We start from the raw sequence: 20,641 nt of genomic DNA, 5'->3' as shown, positions 1-20,641 counted from the left end.
TGACCGGCCCGCGCTGCACGTCCAGGTCAGTCCAGCCCGCCGTACGAGTGCAGGCCGGTGAAGAAGATGTTCACCCCGAACAGGTTCATCAGCATGGTGAGGAAGCCGAGCACCGCGAGCCAGGTCGCCACGTTGCGCCGCACGCTGGGCGTGGCCCGGGCGTGCAGGTAACCGGCGTACACCACCCAGGAGATGAACGCCCAGGTCTCCTTCGGGTCCCAGCCCCACGGCCGACCCCACGCCGCCTCGGCCCAGATGGCACCGGCGATCACCGCGAAGGTGAAGATCGGGAACGCGAACGCGTGCAGCGCGAAGGTCAGCCGCTCCAGGCCCACCGCGCCGGGCAGCCGCTTGGCCAGGGTGTACGGGAAGCTCCGCTTACCCTGCTCGTATCCGCTGCGCATCAGGAAGCCGACCGCCGGCACCACACCGAGCAGGAAGATGCCGGACGCGAAGACGATCGTCGAGACGTGGATGACGAACCAGTACGAGTTCAGTGCCGGCACCAGCGGCACGATCGGCACGTACAGCACCAGCTCGGCGGTGGCCACCAGCAGCACCATCACCAGCGTGAGGAACAGCCCGAGCTTGCGCAGCGACGGTCGCTTCCAGAGCACCACCAGCCAGGCGGCGACCCCGATGAACGTCACCGTGAGCACGAACTCGTACATGTTGCCCCAGGGCATCCGGTCGGCGGCAAGCCCCCGGGTGACCAGCGCCGCCAGGTGCAGCACGGCGGCGACCGCGGTGGCACCCACCCCGACCAGGCCGCCCAGGCGGGCACGCCGTGCGGACCGGTCACCGACGCTCGGCGACGCGACCGGCGTGGGGGGCACCGGTACGCCGCCGGCGCCCACCAGCTCGCGGACCGGGGCCGCCGCGGCGACCCGGGTGCGGGCGTTGCCCAGCGCGTACTCGACGGCGTGGCCGATCATGGCGATCAGGTACGCCAGGATCGCGAAGGTGACCAGATTGTCGGAGAGTGCGGACATCACTCGGCTCCTTCTCGCACGCCGGCCCGTTCGGCCGCTCCGTCGTCACCCTTGACCGCGGCGACGAGCTGGGTGAACTCCTCGGCGAACCCTGGATAGTCGGTGCGCGGCAACCCACCGGCCTCCACCAAACTACTACCGCCCGTCGGAGATCTTTCCCCGGGGTTCGCCGGCACCACCCGGAAGAACACCCGGCGACGCCGCCCGAACAGCGAACCCATCAGCCCGACCAGCAGGACACCGCAGCTGATCAGCAGTGGCGTCGCACCGGGGTCGTGCCGGATGGAGAGGGTGACGTACCGCTCGGTGCCCAGGAACTCGACTGTGGTGCCGTCCGCCAACGTCCAGGTCTCGCCCTTCTTGAGCAGCTTGGTGCCGACCTCCTTGACCTTGCCGGTCCGCACCTGCCGCTGGTCGAGCTGGTAGACCGAGCCGGGGATGCCGGCGTCCAGGCCGAGGTTGCCCTGGTAGGCGACCAGGTTCAGCACCGGGTTGCGCTCGGTCGGATACTGCGAGCGGACGAACGGCCCCTTCTCGGGTGCCGTGGGCAGGTAGATGCCGGTGAACGCCATCTGCAGATCCGGTGCGCGCTGGCCGGTCGCCGGGTCGACGTTCGCGTCCGGGAACGCGGCCAGCCCTTCGCTGGTCAGGCCCATGTCGCCGGTGGTCAGGAACGGCTCGTCGCTGACCTGGCTGTTGCCGAACCGGTCGGTGTAGCGGATCACCGGTGCGTACCCGTGGCCGAGCAGGTAGACGCTCGCGTCGGTCAGGCGCAGCGGCGAGTTCACCGAGAAGTCGGCGCGGCGGGTCGGCTCGTCCGGCCCGTCGACGGTGACCGTGGCATTGAAGAACTCCGGCTGACCGGACGGCAGGAACCGGGCCTCGAAGTCGTCCAACCGCAGGCAGAAGCGGGGCAGATCGGCGCTGTCCACACGCGGGCCGAGCTTCGCCTCCGCGTACTGCTGGCGGGTGTTGCAGAAGGCGTTGTCCGCGCCCGCCACCAGCAGGCGGTTGCCGCTCCAGCCGTACCACGAGCCGAGCGCGACTCCGATCAGCACCGCGATCAACGAGGTGTGGAACAGCAGGTTGCCGGTCTCCTTGAGGTAGCCCTTTTCGGCGGAGACCTCGTCGCCGCGCACCTCGACCCGCCAGCGGCGCTTACGCAGCACGTCGGCGATCGCCGCCACGCCGCCGGGCGGGGCGGGCAGCACGGCGTGCTGCGGCAGCCGGGCCATCCGCTTCGGCGCGGCCGGCGGCCGGGACCGCAACGCCCGGACGTGGTCGCGCAGTCGGGGCGTGATGCAGCCGATCAGCGAGGTGAACAGCAGCAGGTAGATCGCGGAGAACCAGACCGACCCGAAGACCTCGAACGCGCCGATCCGGTCCAGTCGCGGAGCCCAGTCCGGGTGGTCGACGAAGTACTCGTTGACCTTCTCCGGGCTGATCCCGCGCTGCGGCAGCACCGAGCCGGGAATCGCGGCGATCGCCAGCAGGAACAGCAGGATCAGGGCGGTACGCATGCTGGTGAGCTGCCGCCACGAGTTGCGCAGCAGGGCCAGCAGCCGGTTGGGCCGGCGGCGCGGCGCCGGGGCCTCGGCCTCGGGCCGCTCGTCGACGACCGTCATATGCTCACCTCGCCCACCCCGACGGTGGTCTGCAGCCAGATCACGAAGCTCTGCCACCCGCCGGTGACCAGCGCCAGGCCGATCAGGATGAGCAGGGCGCCGCCGACCCGGGTGACCCAACGACTGTTGCGCCGGACGGCGCGGAAGACCCCGAGCAGGCGTTCGAAGCCCAGCCCGAAGACGATGAACGGTATCCCCAACCCGAGGCAGTACGCCACGGCCAGCACCACGGCGCGGTCGCTCTGCCCGCTGGTGGCCGCCATGCCCATCACCGCGCCGAGCGTGGGGCCCGTGCAGGGCACCCAACTGAGCGCGAAGACCGCCCCGAAGACCGGTGCGCCGAGCAGCCCGGCCGACGGCAGCCGGGAGATCCGGAACTCCCGTTGCAGAGCGGGGATCATCCCGAGGTAACCGAACCCGAGCACGATGATCAGCACGCCGACGACGATTTCGAGCTGCCGCTCGTACTCGAAGAAGACCCGGCCGATACCGGCGAACAGGATGGCGGTGGCGACGAAGACGACAGTGAAGCCGGCGATGAAGAGCAGCGTCCCGGCGAGCACCCGGCCCTTGACGGCGACCGTCGCGGTCCGCTCCCGTACGGCGACAGCTCCGCCCCCGCCGGCCGAAGTGTAAGGAAGGGCCCCTTCTTCTACCGCAGGCGTTAACAAGGTGCCCTTCCTTGCACGGCCTTCGAGGTCGGCGCCGGCCAGCCCGGTGACGTACGACAGGTAGCCAGGGACGAGCGGGAGCACGCACGGGGAGAGGAAGCTGACCAGGCCGGCGAGCGCCGCCGCGCCGATGGCGAGCAGCAGCGGCCCGCTCAGGGCCAGCTCCTTGAAGGTCTCGCCCATCAGTTCGACGCCGGCTTCTCGGCCGCGATCCGCTCGACGATCGGTTGCAGGCCCTCCTGCTTGACGGCGGCCCGGATCACCGAGGCGATCCGCCCCTCCCGGTCGAGCACCACCGTCGCGGGGACGGTGTTCGGCGGGATGTCCAGGTCGAGCGCCAGCCGGCTGGCCGGGTCGAAGAGGCTCGGATAGGTGACCCGCCCCTGCTCGAACGCCTTGGCCTTGTCCCGCGAATCCTGCACGTTGATGCCGAGGAAGGTCACTCCGGAGCCCTTGGTGGCCTGGTAAACGGCTTCCAGGTCATCCGCCTCGGCCCGGCAGGGCGCGCACCAGGATCCCCAGAAGTTGACCACCACGACCTGACCGCGAGCCTGGCTGACGTCGTAGGTGCCGCCGAGGAGCAGCTCACCGGCGAGCTTCGGGGGTGCGGAGCGCTGGTCCGGCGCACACTCGAAGATCCCGTCGGTGGTGGCCGTGCAGGTCTTCTCCTGCCCCTTCGACGTGCAGCCGACCAGCGCCACCGCGGCGACGGTGGCGAGCAGGCCGGCGGTCCACCTCCGGGCGTTCATCAGGCCCCCTTGGCCGTCCGGGCTGTCGCGGAGAGGGCGATCAGGTGCGCGGCCGGCTCGCTGTAGCCGATGCCCACCACCTTCGCACCGTCGAAGTGGAACGAGGTGAGGCTCGCCAGCCCACACTGCCGCTTGCGCGGGTCGTGCCAGAGCCGCTTGCGCTCGACGTGGCGGCGCAGCGTCCAGATCGGCAGCTGGTGCGACACCAGCACCGCCTCGCGCCCCTCGGCGGCGACCCGGGCGGCTTGCACGGCGGCGAACATCCGCTCGGCGATCACCCGGTACGCCTCGCCCCAGGACGGGGTCACCGGGTCGCGCAGCACCCACCAGTTGCGCGGGTCACGGAACGACCCGTCACCCGGGGACACCTTCTTGCCCTCGAACCAGTTCGCGCTCTCGATCAGCCGCTCGTCCACCCCGACCGGCAACCCGAACTGGGCGGCGATCGGCTCGGCGGTCTGCTGGGCGCGTTCCAGTGGGCTGGCCACCACGTGCACGATCTCCCGCTCGGCCAGGCCCTGCGCGGCGGCCTTGGCCATCTGCACACCCAGCTCGGAGAGGCGGAAGCCGGGCAACCGACCGTAGAGAATCTGATCCGGGTTGTACACCTCACCGTGCCGGAGCACGTGGACCACCGTCTTACTCAAGGCTGCGCCCCCTCTGTTCTCGACTGCGGGGCTCGCAAGACCGGCTCACTCCTCGCGCTCACGCTAACCCCCGTGACCGGCCGCTGCCGCCGCGTTCGCCGCCGTCGGCAGCGCGTCGGCGATGTGTTCCAGAGCGGCGTCGTCGAGCGCCGCCGACACGAACCACGACTCGAAAGCGCTCGGCGGCAGGTAGACGCCGGCGGCGAGCATCGCGTGGAAGAACGCCTTGAACGCCGGCACCTGCTGGGTGCGCGCGCTGTCGTAGTCGACCACGTCGGCGTCGGTGAAGAAGATCGAGAACATGCTGCCCGCGTACGACAGTCGGTGCGGGACCCCGGCGGCGGCCAGCGCGTCGGAGGCCAGCTTGCCCACGGTGGCGGCCGTCTGGTCGAGGCGCTGGTAGAGCGCGTCGTCAGCCAGCCGCAGGGTCGCCAGCCCGGCGGCGCAGGCCAGCGGGTTACCGGAGAGCGTGCCGGCCTGGTAGACCGGGCCGGCCGGGGCGAGACGCGCCATGATGTCCGCCCGCCCGCCGAACGCGGCGGCGGGCAGGCCACCACCCATGACCTTGCCGTACGTCCACAGGTCGGCGTCGGAGGCGTCGAGGCCGTGCCACCCGGCGCGGGAGACCCGGAACCCGGTCATCACCTCGTCCACCACGAGCAGCGCGCCGTGCGCGTGCGCGATCCGGGCGAGCTGCTGGTTGAAACCGTCGCGAGGGGCGACCACGCCCATGTTGCCGGCGGCGGCCTCGGTGATCACCGCCGCGATGTGCGGCCCCTCGGCGGCGAATGCCTCCTCGACGGCCCGGATGTCGTTGTAGGGCAGCACGATCGTCTCGCTGGCCGCCGCACCGGTCACACCCGGCGAGTCGGGCAGGCCCAGCGTGGCCACGCCGGACCCGGCCGCGGCAAGCAGCGCGTCGACGTGCCCGTGGTAGCAACCGGCGAACTTGACGATCTTGGAGCGGCCGGTGAAGCCACGCGCCAGCCGGATCGCCGACATGGTGGCCTCGGTGCCCGAGTTGACCAGGCGGACCTGCTCCATCGGAGTCCGGTCGACGAGTTCGGCGGCCAACTCCACCTCACCCGGGGTGGGAGTGCCGAAGCTGGTGCCCCGGGCGGCGGCAGCCTGCACGGCGTCCACCACCTCCGGGTGGGCGTGCCCGAGGATCAACGGCCCCCAGGAGCAGACCAGGTCGACGTAGCGGCGGCCGTCGGCGTCGTACAGCCACGGACCCTCGCCACGGACCATGAAACGGGGGGCGCCGCCGACCGCCTGGAAGGCGCGCACAGGGGAGTTGACCCCGCCCGGCACGATGGCACGGGCGCGGTCGAACAGGGCCTCGGAGGCCGGCGCTTCGGCCGGGTAGCGGCCGGATCCGGCGGGAAAGATGTCGGTCACGATGACGCCATTGTGTCAGCGGCGAACGGCCCACCAGCAGCCACCCCGCAGTCGGGTTACCCGGCTCACCCACCGCCGGTGCCCGCCAGCAGCGCCGACCGGGGGCGCGTGGCCTGGGCGGCGACGGTTCACGGCCGGCACGGCGACGGCTCACGGCCTCAACAGGCCGGACCGGCCGGATCGCGCTAGGCTGACCGGGTGGATCGTGCCGAACTGTCCATCACGCTAGACCGGACGGGCGACGAAGCAGTGCTGCGCCTGGCCGGTGAGATCGACATGCTCACGGCGGCCCAGCTCTCCACCGTCGTCAACGAGGTACTGGCCGACCCGCCGCCGCGGATCGTGCTCGACCTCGGTGGTGTCACCTTCTGCGACTCGCAGGGCCTGGGCACCCTCGTGGTGCTCAGCCGCAAGGCCAGCCACGCGCAGAGTCTGCTGATGTTGACCCATGTGGGCGACTTCCTCATCCGGGTCCTGGACATCACCGGCCTCCGCAGCGCCCTGATGATCCGCAACGACCAGCCCACCGGCTGACCCACCCGCTCCCCGCGTCAGGCGGTGTTGCCCCAGCGGGCCTGCTCCAGCATGCGTACCGCCCGGTCCCGTGCCTCCACGTCGTCGGAGCGCAGCAGGGTCGTCGCCTCGTCGACCGCGTCGGTGAGCCTCCGCCACTGCGTGTCGCGCTCCCGGACCAGGTCCGACTGGGCAGCCAACTGCCGGGTCTTCACCCACAGCTCGACGAAGACCGACACCTTCGCCCGCAGCACCCACGGGTCGAACGGCTTGGTCAGGTAGTCCACCGCGCCCACCTGGTATCCCCGTAGGGCGAGCTGGGCGTCCCGGTCGGCCGCGGTCAGGAAGATGATCGGCACGTGTCGGGTCCGCTCGCGGCGCTTGATGTGACTCGCCGTCTCGAAACCGTCCATGTCCGGCATCTGCGCGTCCAGCAGGATCACCGCGAAGTCGTCGACCAGGAGCTGCTTGAGCGCCGCCTCGCCACTCTCCACCGCGACGGACTGGACCGGCAGACCCTGGAGGATCGCCTCCAGGGCCGTCAGATTCTGCCGCCGGTCGTCCACGAGCAGCGCCTTGGCCATCTGGGTCACGAAGTCTCCTCGGTCCGGCTGCCGTTGATCCAGGACGACATCAACTCGATCAGGTCGTCCAGGTCGACCGGCTTGGTGATGTAGTCGCTGCCCCCGGCAGCGAGCGCCGACTCACGATCACCCGGCATCGCCTTCGCGGTCAGGAAGACCACCGGCAGGTCGGCGAAGCGGTGGTTGCGGCGAATCTGGCGGGTGGTCTCGTACCCGTCCTGGTCGGGCATCATGGCGTCCATCAGCACGATGTCCACCTCCGGATGCTCGGCCAGCAGGCGGACACCGTCCGCCCCGTTGTCCGAGTACAGCACGGTCATACCGTGCAGCTCCAACGCGCTGGTCAAGGCGAAGACGTTGCGTACGTCGTCGTCCACGATGAGGACGGTGGCGCCGTCCAGTTGACGGGTGGCCGGTGCCTCCGGCCGCTCCGACAGCAGCTCCAACGGCGGCATGAGCAGCGACGACGGCAGGCCGGCCCGCTGCGGAGACGGCGACTGGGGCGCGACCACCGCGTCCGGGGCCAACACCTGCGGCACGAACAGGGTGAACGTCGAACCCTGACCCGGCGCGGACGACACGGTGATGGTGCCACCGATCAACCGGGCCAGGTCGCGGCTGATCGACAACCCCAGACCGGTGCCGCCGTAGCGGCGGCTGGTCGTGCCGTCCGCCTGCTGGAACGCCTCGAAGATGATCGACAACTTGTCGTCGGAGATGCCGATCCCGGTGTCGATCACGGTGAACGCGATCACCTGCTGGGCGTTGGTCAACGCCGGCACGTCGAACACCGCGTTCTCCGCCGCCGGAGCGATCCGCAGTGTCACCGCACCGTTGTCGGTGAACTTCACCGCGTTGGAGAGCAGATTGCGCAGGATCTGCTGCAACCGCTGCGCGTCGGTCACCAGCGCCGGCGGCAGGTCCTTGCTCACCCGTACCTGGAAGTCGAGGTTCTTCTCCTCGGCCTGCGGCGCGAACGCCTGCTCGACGAAGCCGCGCAGCTCGGTGAAGCGGATCTCGGTCGGCTCGACGTCCATCCGACCCGCCTCGATCTTGGAGAGGTCGAGGATGTCGTCGATCAGACGCAGCAGGTCGGAGCCGGACCCGTGGATGGTCCGGGCGAACTCGATCTGCTTCGGGCTGAGATTCTGCTCCGAGTTCTCGGCCAGCAGACGGGCCAACAGCAGTAACGAGTTCAGCGGCGTACGCAGCTCGTGGCTCATGTTGGCCAGGAACTCCGACTTGTAGGCCGACGCCCGGGTCAGCTGCTGCGCCTTCTCCTCCAGACCCAGCCGCGCCAGCTCGATCTCCCGGTTCTTCGTCTCGATGTTGCCCTTCTGCTCGGAGAGCAGCGTGGCCTTCTCCTCCAGCTCGGCGTTGGTGCGCTGCAACTCCGCCGACTGCTCCTGCATCTCGTGCGCCAGACGCTGCGACTGGGCCAACAGCTCCTCCGTACGCCGGTTGGCCTGGATGGTGTTGACCGCGATGCCGATGGTGAGCACCAGCCGCTCCAGGAACGCGAGGTGCAGCTCGGAGAACGCCGACACGCTGGCGAATTCGATCACCCCGAGCAGCTCGCCCTCGAACAGGACGGGGAGCACCACCAGGTCGGACGGAGGTGTCTCGGCCAGACCGGAACGCAGGGTGAGCCGGCTGTTCGGGGAGGCGCTGACCCGGATCGTGCGGCGGGACAACGCGGTCTGCCCGACCAGACCCTCACCCGGCCCGAAGGTGACGTCGGTGCCCCGCGCCACGTACCCGTACGAGGAGGTCAGCCGCAGTCGCATGCTGCCGTCGGCGTCGTCGGCCAGGAAGAAGGCGCCGAGCTGGGCGTCGACCAGCGGCGTCACCTCCGTCATGATCATGCGGCAGACCTCGCCGAGGTCGCGCTGGCCCTGCAACAGGCCACCGATCCGGGCCAGGTTGGAGTCCAACCAGCCCTGCTCGGCGTTCTTCTTGGTCGTCTCCCGGAGGGTGACGATCATCTGGTTGATGTTGTCCTTCAGCTCGGCGACCTCGCCCTGCGCCTTGACCGCGATCCGCTGGGTCAGGTCGCCCCGGGTCACCGAGGTGGACACCTGGGCGATGGCCCGCAGCTGCGTGGTCAGCGTCGAGGCGAGCTGGTTGACGTTCTCGGTGAGGTCCCGCCAGGTGCCGGAGACCCCCTTCACCTGCGCCTGACCACCGAGCTTGCCCTCGATGCCGACCTCGCGGGCGACCCGGGTCACCTCGTCGGCGAACGACGACAGCTGGTCCACCATCGTGTTGACAGTCGACTTCAACTCCAGGATCTCGCCCTGGGCGTCGACGGTGATCTTCTGCGACAGGTCACCCTTCGCCACCGCCGTGGTCACCGACGCGATGTTGCGGACCTGACTGGTCAGGTTCGACGCCATCGAGTTCACGTTGTCGGTCAGGTCCCGCCAGGTGCCGGAAACACCCTTCACCTGCGCCTGACCACCGAGCTTGCCCTCGGTGCCCACCTCGCGGGCCACCCGGGTCACCTCGTCGGCGAACGACGACAACTGGTCCACCATCGTGTTGACCGTCGACTTCAACTCCAGGATCTCGCCCCGCGCGTCCACCGTGATCTTCTGCGACAGGTCACCCTTCGCCACCGCCGTGGAGACCTGGGCGATGTTGCGCACCTGGGCGGTCAGGTTGGACGCCATCGAGTTCACGTTGTCGGTCAGGTCGCGCCAGGTGCCGGCGACACCGCGTACCTGGGCCTGACCACCGAGTTTGCCCTCGGTGCCCACCTCACGGGCCACCCGGGTCACCTCGTCGGCGAACGACGACAACTGATCGACCATCGTGTTGACCGTCGACTTCAACTCCAGGATCTCACCCCGCGCGTCCACCGTGATCTTCTGGCTCAGGTCACCCTTCGCCACCGCCGTGGTCACCGACGCGATGTTGCGCACCTGACTGGTCAGGTTCGACGCCATCGAGTTCACGTTGTCGGTCAGGTCCCGCCACGTACCCGAGACGCCCTTCACCTGCGCCTGACCGCCCAGGTTGCCCTCGGTGCCCACCTCACGCGCGACCCGGGTCACCTCGTCGGCGAACGACGACAACTGGTCGACCATGGTGTTGACGGTGTTCTTCAGCTCCAGGATCTCGCCCTGGGCGTCCACCGTGATCTTCTGCGACAGGTCACCCTTCGCCACGGCGGTGGAGACCTGGGAGATGTTGCGGACCTGGCTGGTCAGGTTGCCGGCGAGCTGGTTGACGTTCTCGGTGAGGTCACGCCAGGTGCCGGAGACACCCCGCACCTGGGCCTGACCGCCCAGCTTGCCCTCGATGCCCACCTCACGGGCCACCCGGGTCACCTCGTCGGCGAACGACGACAACTGGTCCACCATCGTGTTGACGGTGTCCTTCAGCTCCAGGATCTCACCCTGCGCGGCGACCGTGATCTTCTGCGACAGGTCACCGCGCGCCACCGCCGTCGAGACCTGCGCGATGTTGCGGACCTGGGCGGTCAGGTTCGAAGCCATCGAGTTGACGCTGTCGGTCAGGTCCTTCCACGTCCCGGCCACGTTCGGCACCTCGGCCTGACCACCGAGCTTGCCCTCGGTGCCCACCTCGCGGGCCACCCGGGTCACCTGTTCGGCGAAGAGCCGCAGCGTATCGGTGAGGTAGTTCATCGTGGCGGCCAGCTCGGCCACCTCACCACGCGCGCCGACCGTGATCTTCTGCGACAGGTCACCCTTCGCCACCGCCGTCGCCACCTGCGAGATCGACCGCACCTGGCCGGTCAGGTTCGACGCCATGGTGTTCACCGAGTCGGTGAGGTCCTTCCAGGTGCCGGCGACACCCCGGACATCCGCCTGACCACCCAGCTTGCCCTCGGTGCCCACCTCACGGGCCACCCGCGTCACCTCGTTGGAGAACGAGGACAGCTGGTCCACCATCGTGTTCACGGTGCGCCCGATGCGCAGGTACTCACCGCGCAGCGGTCTGCCGTCGATCTCCAACGCCATGTGCTGCGACAGGTCGCCGTCCGCGACCGCCACGATCACCCGGGCGATCTCGGTGGTCGGTCGGCCCAGGTCGTCGATCAGCGAGTTGATCGCCCGCTGCCCCTCCGCCCAGGAGCCGTCCAACCCCTCGTCGTCCAGACGCTCGGTGAGCCGACCGTCGCGACCGACGATCCGGCTGATCCGCCGCAGATCCAGGTACTGCCGCTCCTGGAGCGAGACCACCTCGTTGAAGGCGTCCGCCACCTCGCCGGCCGCGCCCGCCCGGCGGGGGAGCCGGACCTTCAGGTCGCCGCGACCGATCCGTCGCAGTGCCTCGGTCAACTCACCGAGGAGCGCCTCGTGGTCGGGCGCGGACGGATCCGCCACCGACTGCTTCGCCGTGGTCATCATTCCTCGCTCAACTCGGGGGCGCCGGTCCGTGCGGACACGCCGGCACCCCATATTGTGCCCGCGCGAGCCGTAGTGCCAGGGTGCGCGACCCGCCAGCTGGCCGGGATCGTCACCGGAACCGGCTCGATGAGGGCCGATCGGGTACGTCCGTCGCAGACCTCGCAGTCGTGACCAACCCGCCTGGCCGGCACATCCGGTGGAGTACGGCGGGTAGGGCCCGTTTCCCGAGGGCGGTCGGGCCGAGACGGAGTCGGAGTGGGCATCCGGCAACGCACGGTTGGTGCTCCATTCGCCCGGTGGAGGGCGCGCGGGGGTGATCGGCTTGGCACCCGGCAGGCGGACGGTGGAGGATACGGGGGTGTCAGCCGAGGCGGGGACGGCGACGACCGGAGCCCGGGACGGGGCGGTCCGGCGTGTGCGGCTGCCCGCAGATCGTCGTACGCCAGCCGCCGCCCGTGCCGTGGTCCGCTCGGTGTTGACCGAGTCACACCTGGACGAGCTGGCCAACGAGGCCCTGCTGCTGACCACCGAGCTGACCACGAACGCCGTTGAGCACGCCCGCACCGAGTTGGACATCGAGGTCGTCGCCGACGAGGTCGGGCTGACCGTCACCGTCTCCGACTTCGCGCCCGGCTCGGGCGACGAGCTGACCGTCGGCACCCGCAACGACTCCGCCGAGATCAACGAGGTCTCCGAGCGAGGCCGGGGCCTCCTGCTGGTGGACCACTTCGCCAGCCGCTGGGGCACGACCTACCTGCCCACCGGAAAGGGCGTCTGGTTTCGACTGGACCGCCCCGGCGCCGAGACGTCGGCCGAGGGCATCGCCGGTCACTCGTCCGGCCCGACCAGCGCCGGCCCGGGTACGACAGCGGACCGGGCCGCGCCGAGTGCCAGCGCGATGAGCGAACTCATGCAGACCGCGCCCGACCTGTACGCGGACGACCCGCTGCCCGACTTCGCCACCAACCTCCTCAGCCGGGTCGCCGAGATGGTGGGTGCGGCCGGCGGCACGATCCGGCTGGACCGGGGCGACGGGCAGGGACGCCAGGTGTTGGCCCGTTTCGGTCGACCGCCCCGCCCCGGCAGTGAGCTGCTCCGGGTGCCACTGACGGTGCACCGCCCGTACGCCGGTGAGCTGGAGTTGGACGCCGCGCCGTCGGCGTACGCCCGGCCGTTGGCGGTGCTGACCGCCGAGCGTCTGTCGCTGCACCTGGAGAACGACCGGCTGCGCCGGGCCGACGTCCGCCGGCAGGTGTGGCTGACGTTCCTTGCCGAGGCGAGTGAGCTGCTCGCCCAGTCGTTGGACGTCGACCTGACCATGGCGCTGGTGCCGCAGTTGGTGGTGCCGCGGCTCGGCCAGTGGTGCGCGGTGCACACCACCGACGAGTGGGGCCGGCTGCGGCTGGCGGCGGCCAGCCACGCCGACGAGTCGACGCTCCCGCAACTGCACGAGGTGTTGGCGGAGACCGGGCCGGACTCGATCCAGGCTCGCCTGCGCGAGGCGTCGCGCAGCGCGTCGCAGATCCCCCTGGGCGGGCCGATGGAGGGTTTCGCGGTGCCGCTGATCGCTCGCGGGCAGCGGCTCGGCACCCTGGCGGTGGGGCGGCACCAGCGGCACCGGCACGACCCGGACGAGGTGGCCGTGTTGGAGGACGTGGCCCGGCGTGCCGCGTTGGCCATCGAGAACGCCCGGATCCACGCCGAGCGCCGTCGCGTGGCGCAGACGCTCCAGCAGTCTCTGCTGCCGCCGGTGCTTCCCGTGGTGGACGGCATCGGTTTCGCCGCCGAGTACGTGCCGACCGGCGACGACGCCGAGGTGGGGGGCGACTTCTACGACGTGGTGCCGCTGCCCGACGGGCGTTGGCTGGTGGTGATCGGTGACGTGTCGGGCAAGGGTGTCCAGGCCGCCGCGGTGACCGGGTTGGTCCGGGATGTGATCCGGGTGCTGGTCGGCGACGGTAAACCGTTGCCGGAGGTGCTGGCCCGGCTCAACGAGACGCTCGTCGAGCGGGGTGGTGGGCGGTACTGCACGCTGGCGTTGGCGGCGGTCGGGCCCGGCGGCGGCGACAAACTCGACGTGGCGCTGCACCTGGCCGGGCACGACCGGCCGGTCCTGCTGTCCGCGGCGGGCGGCGCGGGGTTCGTCGGCACCGGCGGCACCGCACTCGGCCTGCTCGACACGATCACCTCACCGACGGCGCAGATCGCGCTCGCGCCCGGCGACTCACTGATCTTCTACACCGATGGCGTCACCGAGCGGCGACGGGGCCGGGAACTGTTCGGCACCGACCGCCTGCGGGACGCGGCAGCGCCCCTGGCGGGGTATTCGGCCGACGTGGTGGCCGCCCGGCTGCGCTCCGCCGCGATCAACTTCTCGGTCGAGCCGCCCCGGGACGACATCGCCGTCCTGGTGCTCCGCAACGACGCGCCCTGACCGCCGCGCGTCACAGACCGCCCGGGAGACGCCCGGGTGCGAGCCGGTGTTCCGGGTCGAGGTGCTCCTTGGCCGCCCGTAGTTGGGGCAGGCCGGCCAGCTCGCCCCAGAGGTCGACGGCACGCCGGACCGCCGGCGGAGCGGAGACCACGACGCAGCGGCCCTGCCGGGCCAGCAGCACACCGCGGACGGCGGTCAGGATGGACGCCACCCGGTCGGGGGCCAGCGCTCCGGGCAGCGCCGCGTGCACCACGCCCAGCCCGGCGGAGCCGCGCACCGGCACCGGCGTGCCGGCCGCGTCACGCAACGCGTAGACGGCGGCGTGCAGGTCGCCGATCGGCACCTCCAGGCGCAGTGCCGTGTCGCCGGGTGCGAACGGGTAGCGACGCCACCACGTCGGCGCGGAGTGCGCGATCGTCGCCTCCCCGTGCAGCAGACCGACCAGGCGCTCGGCGCGTTCGGTGACGTCGGCGGGCCCGCCCTCCAACAGCACCACCAGACTGCCGGCCCTCGACGGCGCACCGGCCCGCCCGGACATCGACGGGTGGCGCTCGCGGGCGGTGGCGGCCGGGTGCCCTGCCGGGTACGGCGTGCGCGGGCGGGGCGCGCCTCCGGGCAGGTCCAGCTCGATGGCCGCCGGCTCCAGTCGGGCGGCGAGGATCGTCCGGACCAGGTCGTGCACCTCCAACGGTGTCCACACCGGACGGGACACCCAGAGCCGGCTCGCCGGGACCGACTGCACCCGCAGGCTCGCCGAGACGAGCACGCCGAGCGCGCCCTGGGAGCCGCAGAGCAGCCGGGCCAGGTCGAGCCCGGGTGCGCCACCCCCGGCGCTCACCAGCTCACCGTCGGCGGCGAGGTAACGGACGCCGAGCAGCTGGTCGCACGGGCTGCCGTGCCGGTGGCTGAGCGGGCCCGCCTCGCCCGCCGCGAGCACCCCGCCCAGGGTCGCGCCGGGCGACGGGGCGTCCATCGCCAGCCGCTGCCCGGTGCGCTCCAAGGTGGCCTGCACCGCGCGCAGTGGGGTGCCGGCACCCACCTCGGCCACCAGCGCGCCGACCGGCTCGTGACCGATGCCGGCCAACCGCCCGGTGTCGAGCATGATGTCCACCTGCACCGGTGTGGCACCCCAGTCGATCTTCGTGCCGGCACCCCGGGGCACCACCGCCAGGTCGTGCGCGGCGGCCAGCCTCAGCACCTCGGCTGCGGCGTGCGGGCCGCCCGGCACCGCCACCCAACGCGCCGGCCGCCCCGCCACCTCGTCGGCCGGCCCACCCGGCCGGGTGAACGGTGGCCCGCAGATGGCCGCCAATCGTCGGGTGATCTCGAGGGCTCCGGACCGGCCGAGGGAACTCGCTGCTGCCGCCATGGCGGCTATCGTACATGTGTTCGAAAGACGTGGTGAGGACTATCAGGATGCCGCGGGTCCGGCGTGCGGCCGGTGCCGGCCGGTAACGTGGCCGCCGTGACCACCGAGACTGCCCCGCCCGCGGCGAAGCGGGTGCCCAGCGAGCGCACCCACCACGGCGACACCGTCATCGACGAGTACGCCTGGCTCGCCGCCAAGGACGATCCGGAGACGATCGCTTACCTGACCGCCGAGAACGCGTACACCGACGCGCGCACGGTCCACCTGGCCGAACTACGCGCCGCACTGTTCGAGGAGACCCGCCAGCGGACCCGGGAGACCGACCTGTCCGTACCGACCCGCAAGGGCGGGCACTGGTACTACACCCGGACGGTCGAGGGGCAGCAGTACGGGGTGCACTGCCGCCGCGCGGTCCGCGACGGTGAGATCGACCCGCCGGTCAGCGCCGACGGTGCCCCGCTCGACGGTGAGGAGGTGCTGCTCGACGGCAACCTGCTGGCCGAGGGGCACGACTTCTTCTCGCTGGGCGCGTTCGACGTCAGCCCGGACGGCCGCTGGCTGGCCTACTCCACCGACTTCTCCGGCGACGAACGGTTCACCCTGCGCATCAAGGACCTGACCACCGGCGAGTTGCTGCCCGACGAGGTGCCCGACACCTTCTACGGCACCGCCTGGTCGTCCGACGCGTCGGTGCTGTTCTACGTGACGGTGGACGACGCCTGGCGGCCGAACCGGGTGTGGCGGCACACCGTCGGCTCGGCCGCCGCCGACGACGTCGTGGTCCACCAGGAGGACGACGAGCGGTTCTGGGTCGGTGTGGAGCTGACCCGCTCGGAGAAGTTCATCCTGATCGACATCCACAGCAAGGTGACCAGCGAGGTGCTGGTGATCCCCGCCGGCAACCCGACCGGCGCGCCGGCCGTGATCGCGCCCCGACGCCAGGGCGTCGAGTACGCCGTGGAACACCACGGCCACCGTTTCCTGATCCTGCACAACGACGGCGCGGAGGACTTCGCGCTGGCGTTCACCTCGGCGGACGCGCCGGGCGACTGGGTGCCGGTGATCGAGCACACCCCCGGCACCCGGCTGGAGGCCGTGGACGCCTTCGCCAACCACCTGGTGGTGTCACTGCGCACCGACGGCCTCACCGGGCTGCGGGTGTTGCCGGTCGGCAGCGACGACTCCTACGACATCGACTTCCCGGAGCCGCTCTACAGCGTCGGGCTGGACGCCAACCCGGAGTACCGCACCGGACAGGTCCGCCTGCGCTACTCCTCCCTGGTCACCCCCGACTCGGTGTACGACTACGACCTGGTCACGCGGCAGATGGTGCTGCGTAAGCAGAAGCCGGTGCTGCCCGGGCCGGACGGCCGGCCGTACGACCCCGCCGAGTACGAGCAGCACCGCGACTGGGCACTCGCCGACGACGGCACCCGCGTACCGATCTCCCTGGTCTGCCGCGTCGGCACGCCCCGGGACGGCTCGGCGCCCTGCGAGCTGTACGGCTACGGCTCGTACGAGGCGAGCATGGACCCGTGGTTCTCGGTGGCCCGACTGTCCCTGCTGGACCGGGGCGTGGTCTTCGCCGTGGCACACATCCGGGGCGGTGGAGAGCTGGGCCGGCGCTGGTACGACCAGGGCAAGATGCTGGCCAAGAAGAACACCTTCACCGACTTCGTCGCCTGCGCGCGGCACCTGGTCAAGGCCGGCTGGACGGCCAGCGACCGGCTGGTGGCGCGGGGCGCCTCGGCCGGCGGCCTGCTGATGGGTGCCGTCGCCAACCTCGCGCCGGACGCCTTCACCGGGATCGTCGCGCAGGTGCCGTTCGTGGACGCGCTCACCTCGATCCTCGACCCGTCGCTGCCGCTGACCGTCACCGAGTGGGAGGAGTGGGGCAACCCACTGGAGGATCCCGAGGTGTACGCGTACATGAAGTCCTACACGCCGTACGAGAACGTCACCGCCGTGGACTACCCGGCGATCCTCGCGGTGACCAGCCTCAACGACACCCGGGTGCTCTACTCGGAGCCGGCGAAGTGGATCGCCCGGCTGCGGGCTGTCGCCCCGGGCGGTGACTACCTGCTCAAGACCGAGATGGGCGCCGGGCACGGCGGTCCGAGCGGTCGCTACGACGCCTGGCGCGAGGAGGCGTTCATCAACGCCTGGATCCTGGACCGGATCGGCCGCGCCTGACCAGCCCGATCATGGCCGGGTCGCGTTCGCGCGGCCCGGCCTTTCGGGTCGCGGCGGAGGTCGGGGCCTAGACTTCCGGGATGACCGGGGCTACGGATGGTGACGACAGGGCCTTCGAGGACGTCCGCCGACCGAGCGTGGCTGCGGTGGCACGGGATCGCCGGGTCTGGCTGATCCTCGCCGCGGTAGCCGGCCTCCTGGTCTGCTGTTGCTCGGCCGTGGCCGGCACGCTGATCGCGCTCTCCGCCGGCCTGCTCAGCGCCTGACCCGGCCGGCGGGTCAGGCCGACCGGTGGGACCACCCCGGTTCAGGTCGTCCGCAGCTCGTCCAGGGCGGTGCTGGCACGCAGGAAGAGCAGGCCGACACCGACCGTCACCAGCACCGCCGCCACGGCGCCGGCGCCGAGCCACGCCAGGTGCTCCAGGGGTACGGGAACGGCACGGTTCACCTCGGGGAAGTACACGATTCGGGAGTACTGCTCCCTGGTGGCAGGGTCGTCACAGAGCGCCGCCGTGGCCTCGCAGACCAACGTCGACCCGCCACCCGCTGACACCTCTGCCACGAGCCCTCGGCCGAGCAGCGTGCCCACTGTGAGCGCGAGCAGGATCGCGGGCACGGCCGGCGCCAACGCCTGCCAGGCCACCGAACGACTCAGCGTGGCGCGGGGCACCCCGGTGGCGACCAACGCGGCGTAGGCACGTCGACGGGCGACGATCCCCTCGACCAGCGCGACGATCAGCCCGCCCGTCGCGATCAGGACGGCCACGGCGATCGCGCCGTCGACGAGATCCATCGTCGACAGGTAGAAGGGGTTGGCGCCACCGTCGCCCGCACCGGCGAGTCGGCTCTGCTCCCGGTCGAGCTGGTCCTTGGTGGCGAAGTAGGCGCGCTGAGCGGCCGCACCCCCGCCGAAGATCAACGCCGCGAGGAGTGCGGCGAACGTGCGGCTGCCCGCCCACGGATCGGCCATCAGCCGGCCCGCCGCGAGCAACGCCGGGGCACGGCGGGCGTGCCGGCGCAACAACCGCCCGCAGTGGTACGAGATCCAGCCGGTGCCGATCACCACCCCGAGCATCGCCGCCAACGAACCCGCCGCGAAGAGCAGCGGCACCAGCCAGGTCCACTCGCCGGTGTCGTCGAGCTGATTGGCCACCGGACGGATCACCGCGAACGACACCACGCCGAACCCGATCAGGAGCCCGGCCCACGGGCCTGGACCACGTTCGCGGGCTGCCTTGCGGGTCACCCCGAGCGGGCTGGTGGTGACCGTACGCAGCATCAGGGTGGTGGCCAGCGCCGCCACGACCGGCAGACCGAGCACCACCCCAGCCAGCGCGCCGGTCGACGGCAGCACGTCGGTGGGCAGGGCCAGTTGACCCCGCGCGTCCGGCCGGTGCAGCAGGTCGCGGCCGACCAGGTAGACACCCAACCCGACGAGTGTGCCGAGCAGGGCGGCCACGCCGGTCTCCAGCACGACCAGCCGGGTGACCTGCCCGGGTGTGGCGCCGGCCAGCCGGATCGCGGCCAACCGGCGGTCCCGGGCCGGTGCGCCGAGCCGGGCGCACTGACCGGCCAGCGCCAGCACCGGGATCATCAGCATCAGCAGTGCGAACGCCGTACCGCCGCGCAACCCGGGCTCCGCCAACAGCGCGTTGTGGTACTGCTCCGACAACCTGTTCGGGTTGTCAACCGTCACCGCCGGGGTGGGGATGGCCAACACTGTGAGCGCCGTCAGCCCGGCCAGGGTCGCCAGCAGGGCGCTGAGCGCGGTGAGCGCCACCCGGGCGGTGTCGGTGCGGGTGCCGGCGAGCGCGAGGCGGGCCAGCGTCGTCGGTCTCACCGGGCACCGCCGGCCAGCGGGACGTCGAGCCCCAGGCCGGTGTGGTCCACCAGGCCGTCGCGCAGCACGACCTCCCGATCGGCGTACGCGGCGATCCGCGGCTCGTGGGTGACCAGCACGACGGCGGTACGTTGCTCACGGGCGAGCCGGACCAGTTGGGTGAGGACCTGCTCGCCGGTGAGCGTGTCCAGTGCGCCGGTCGGTTCGTCGGCGAAGAGCACCCGGGGCTCGGTCACCAGCGCCCGCGCCGTGGCGCAGCGTTGCTGCTGGCCCCCGGACATCTCACCCGGCCGGACGTCGGCCACCTCGGCCACCCCGAACCGTTCCAGCCAGGTGAACGCCGCCGTCCGTGCCTCTCGCCGCCCCGTGCCGGCGAGGAGCAGGGGCAGAGCGACGTTCTCGGCGGCGGTCAACTCGGCCACCAGTTGACCGAACTGGAACAGCACCCCGAACTCGGTGCGCCGCAGCCGGGATCGTGCCGCCTCCGACAGAGTGTCGATGCGGTGCCCGCGCCAGGTGACCTCGCCGGCGTCCGGCCGGAGAATCCCGGCCAGGCAGTGCAGCAGTGTCGACTTGCCACAGCCGCTCGGCCCGGTGACGGCGACGATCTCGCCCTCGGCCACGTCGAGCGTCACGCCGCGCAGCGCGGGCGTCGGGCCGTACGCCCGGACCACGCCGCGAGCCTGGAGTTGCGTCACGGATGCACCTCCCGGTGCCAGTCGGCGACCCGGCCCAGGGTGGCGTGCAGCCACCGCAGATCCGCGTCGAGGTGTGCGATCGCGAAATCGGCAGCGACCACGTCGCTGAGGGTGGCGACCGGGTCGGTCTTGACCACTGTCAGCTCGCGCAGCCGCGCGGTGTGCGCGGCCCGCTGGGCGATCAGGTACGACCGGGCCCGATCGACGTCGGCGACCAGCAGCGCCACCACGACCTTGGCGAAGAGTGTGCTGGCCACGTACGGCATGGGCGGTTCCACTGCGGACAGCCACTGGTCCAGTGTGTCCCGCCCCTGGTCGGTCAGCGCGTACGCCGTGCGATCCGGCCCGGCCACCCGGTCCTGCCCGGCGGCGGCCACCAGCCCGTCGCGTTCGAGGCGGCCGAGCGTGGCGTAGACCTGCCCGAAGGCCAGCGGTCGAGCCCGTGGCAGCCGCTCGTCGTGCGCACGCTTCAGCTCATAGCCGTGTCGGCTGCCCCCGGCGAGCAACCCGAGCAGAACATGCGGCGTGGACACCCCACCCACTATTCAC

16 protein-coding genes are annotated in these 20,641 nt (G+C 71.3%); 4 read left to right on the top strand and 12 right to left on the bottom strand.

The genetic code is table 11. The features are described 5' to 3' along the window. Positions 1-26: 26 nt before the first annotated feature. From ccsB to hemL, 6 genes are all read right to left on the bottom strand, one after another. On the bottom strand, positions 27-992 hold the full coding sequence (gene ccsB, locus O7614_RS02925; RefSeq protein WP_278136950.1) for a c-type cytochrome biogenesis protein CcsB: 966 nt from the start codon (positions 990-992) through the stop codon (positions 27-29). Further along, the gene (locus O7614_RS02920) at positions 992-2,617 is read right to left on the bottom strand and encodes a cytochrome c biogenesis protein ResB (protein WP_278136949.1); all 1,626 of its coding nucleotides are present in this window, start codon (positions 2,615-2,617) and stop codon (positions 992-994) included. The genes ccsB and O7614_RS02920 overlap by 1 nt, the downstream gene beginning before the upstream one ends. Continuing rightward, entirely contained in the window at positions 2,614-3,471 is an 858-nt protein-coding gene (locus O7614_RS02915; protein ID WP_278136948.1) for a cytochrome c biogenesis protein CcdA, read from the bottom strand. The genes O7614_RS02920 and O7614_RS02915 overlap by 4 nt, the downstream gene beginning before the upstream one ends. Next, a complete protein-coding gene (locus O7614_RS02910) occupies positions 3,471-4,037 on the bottom strand; it encodes a TlpA disulfide reductase family protein (protein ID WP_278136947.1) in 567 nt (188 codons plus the stop codon). The genes O7614_RS02915 and O7614_RS02910 overlap by 1 nt, the downstream gene beginning before the upstream one ends. Next, complete coding sequence (locus O7614_RS02905) at positions 4,037-4,684, bottom strand: histidine phosphatase family protein (RefSeq protein ID WP_278136946.1); 648 nt, start codon at positions 4,682-4,684, stop codon at positions 4,037-4,039. Before O7614_RS02905 ends, O7614_RS02910 begins: the two co-directional genes overlap by 1 nt. 63 nt (positions 4,685-4,747) lie before the next feature. Beyond that, on the bottom strand, positions 4,748-6,085 hold the full coding sequence (gene hemL, locus O7614_RS02900) for a glutamate-1-semialdehyde 2,1-aminomutase (protein WP_278136945.1): 1,338 nt from the start codon (positions 6,083-6,085) through the stop codon (positions 4,748-4,750). A gap of 198 nt (positions 6,086-6,283) precedes the next feature. Here hemL and O7614_RS02895 point away from each other — a divergent pair, with 198 nt between their 5' ends. Then, on the top strand, positions 6,284-6,619 hold the full coding sequence (locus O7614_RS02895; protein WP_278136944.1) for an STAS domain-containing protein: 336 nt from the start codon (positions 6,284-6,286) through the stop codon (positions 6,617-6,619). Between the two features lie 17 nt (positions 6,620-6,636). Here the strand turns inward: O7614_RS02895 and O7614_RS02890 are convergent, their stop codons facing one another. Next, positions 6,637-7,191 carry a response regulator gene (locus O7614_RS02890; protein WP_278136943.1) on the bottom strand — a complete coding sequence of 185 codons (555 nt, stop codon included), beginning with the start codon at positions 7,189-7,191 and terminating at the stop codon, positions 6,637-6,639. Next, the gene (locus O7614_RS02885; protein WP_278136942.1) at positions 7,188-11,555 is read right to left on the bottom strand and encodes a HAMP domain-containing protein; all 4,368 of its coding nucleotides are present in this window, start codon (positions 11,553-11,555) and stop codon (positions 7,188-7,190) included. The genes O7614_RS02890 and O7614_RS02885 overlap by 4 nt, the downstream gene beginning before the upstream one ends. Before the next feature lie 361 nt (positions 11,556-11,916). Between O7614_RS02885 and O7614_RS02880 the strand changes: the two genes are divergently transcribed. Continuing rightward, on the top strand, positions 11,917-13,992 hold the full coding sequence (locus tag O7614_RS02880; RefSeq protein WP_278136941.1) for a SpoIIE family protein phosphatase: 2,076 nt from the start codon (positions 11,917-11,919) through the stop codon (positions 13,990-13,992). Positions 13,993-14,002: 10 nt separating this feature from the next. On the opposite strand, the gene O7614_RS02875 is transcribed toward O7614_RS02880, so the two are convergent. Next, positions 14,003-15,361, bottom strand: a complete 1,359-nt coding sequence (locus tag O7614_RS02875) for an FAD-binding oxidoreductase (protein ID WP_278136940.1) — start codon at positions 15,359-15,361, stop codon at positions 14,003-14,005. A 96-nt stretch (positions 15,362-15,457) separates the two neighbouring features. Here O7614_RS02875 and O7614_RS02870 point away from each other — a divergent pair, with 96 nt between their 5' ends. Both O7614_RS02870 and O7614_RS02865 read left to right on the top strand, forming a co-directional pair. Continuing rightward, positions 15,458-17,554, top strand: a complete 2,097-nt coding sequence (locus O7614_RS02870) for a S9 family peptidase (RefSeq protein ID WP_278136939.1) — start codon at positions 15,458-15,460, stop codon at positions 17,552-17,554. A gap of 80 nt (positions 17,555-17,634) precedes the next feature. Beyond that, positions 17,635-17,820 carry a hypothetical protein gene (locus tag O7614_RS02865; RefSeq protein ID WP_278136938.1) on the top strand — a complete coding sequence of 62 codons (186 nt, stop codon included), beginning with the start codon at positions 17,635-17,637 and terminating at the stop codon, positions 17,818-17,820. A 41-nt stretch (positions 17,821-17,861) separates the two neighbouring features. Here the strand turns inward: O7614_RS02865 and O7614_RS02860 are convergent, their stop codons facing one another. The 3 genes from O7614_RS02860 to O7614_RS02850 are packed head-to-tail and all read right to left on the bottom strand — an operon-like array spanning position 17,862 to position 20,625. Continuing rightward, positions 17,862-19,394 (bottom strand): FtsX-like permease family protein, encoded by a 1,533-nt coding sequence (locus O7614_RS02860; protein ID WP_278136937.1) that lies wholly within the window; start codon positions 19,392-19,394, stop codon positions 17,862-17,864. Beyond that, positions 19,391-20,092: an ABC transporter ATP-binding protein gene (locus O7614_RS02855; protein ID WP_278136936.1), complete on the bottom strand. Its 702-nt coding sequence runs from the start codon at positions 20,090-20,092 to the stop codon at positions 19,391-19,393. Before O7614_RS02855 ends, O7614_RS02860 begins: the two co-directional genes overlap by 4 nt. Then, entirely contained in the window at positions 20,089-20,625 is a 537-nt protein-coding gene (locus O7614_RS02850) for a PadR family transcriptional regulator (RefSeq protein WP_278136935.1), read from the bottom strand. Before O7614_RS02850 ends, O7614_RS02855 begins: the two co-directional genes overlap by 4 nt. Between the last annotated feature and the right edge of the window lie 16 nt (positions 20,626-20,641).

This window comes from Micromonospora sp. WMMD961, assembly GCF_029626145.1.
In the GTDB taxonomy this organism is placed as follows: Bacteria; Actinomycetota; Actinomycetes; order Mycobacteriales; family Micromonosporaceae; genus Micromonospora.
Note: the sequence above shows the minus strand (reverse complement) of the source record. Positions and strands in the feature narration are given on the sequence as shown.

Coding starts and splice junctions, on each gene's coding strand:
- O7614_RS02915 (WP_278136948.1), bottom strand. CDS start 3,471: ATGGGCGAGACCTTCAAGGAGCTGGCCCTGAGCGGGCCGCTGCTGCTC.
- ccsB (WP_278136950.1), bottom strand. CDS start 992: ATGTCCGCACTCTCCGACAATCTGGTCACCTTCGCGATCCTGGCGTAC.
- O7614_RS02910 (WP_278136947.1), bottom strand. CDS start 4,037: ATGAACGCCCGGAGGTGGACCGCCGGCCTGCTCGCCACCGTCGCCGCG.
- O7614_RS02885 (WP_278136942.1), bottom strand. CDS start 11,555: ATGACCACGGCGAAGCAGTCGGTGGCGGATCCGTCCGCGCCCGACCAC.
- O7614_RS02875 (WP_278136940.1), bottom strand. CDS start 15,361: ATGGCGGCAGCAGCGAGTTCCCTCGGCCGGTCCGGAGCCCTCGAGATC.
- O7614_RS02920 (WP_278136949.1), bottom strand. CDS start 2,617: ATGACGGTCGTCGACGAGCGGCCCGAGGCCGAGGCCCCGGCGCCGCGC.
- O7614_RS02865 (WP_278136938.1), top strand. CDS start 17,635: ATGACCGGGGCTACGGATGGTGACGACAGGGCCTTCGAGGACGTCCGC.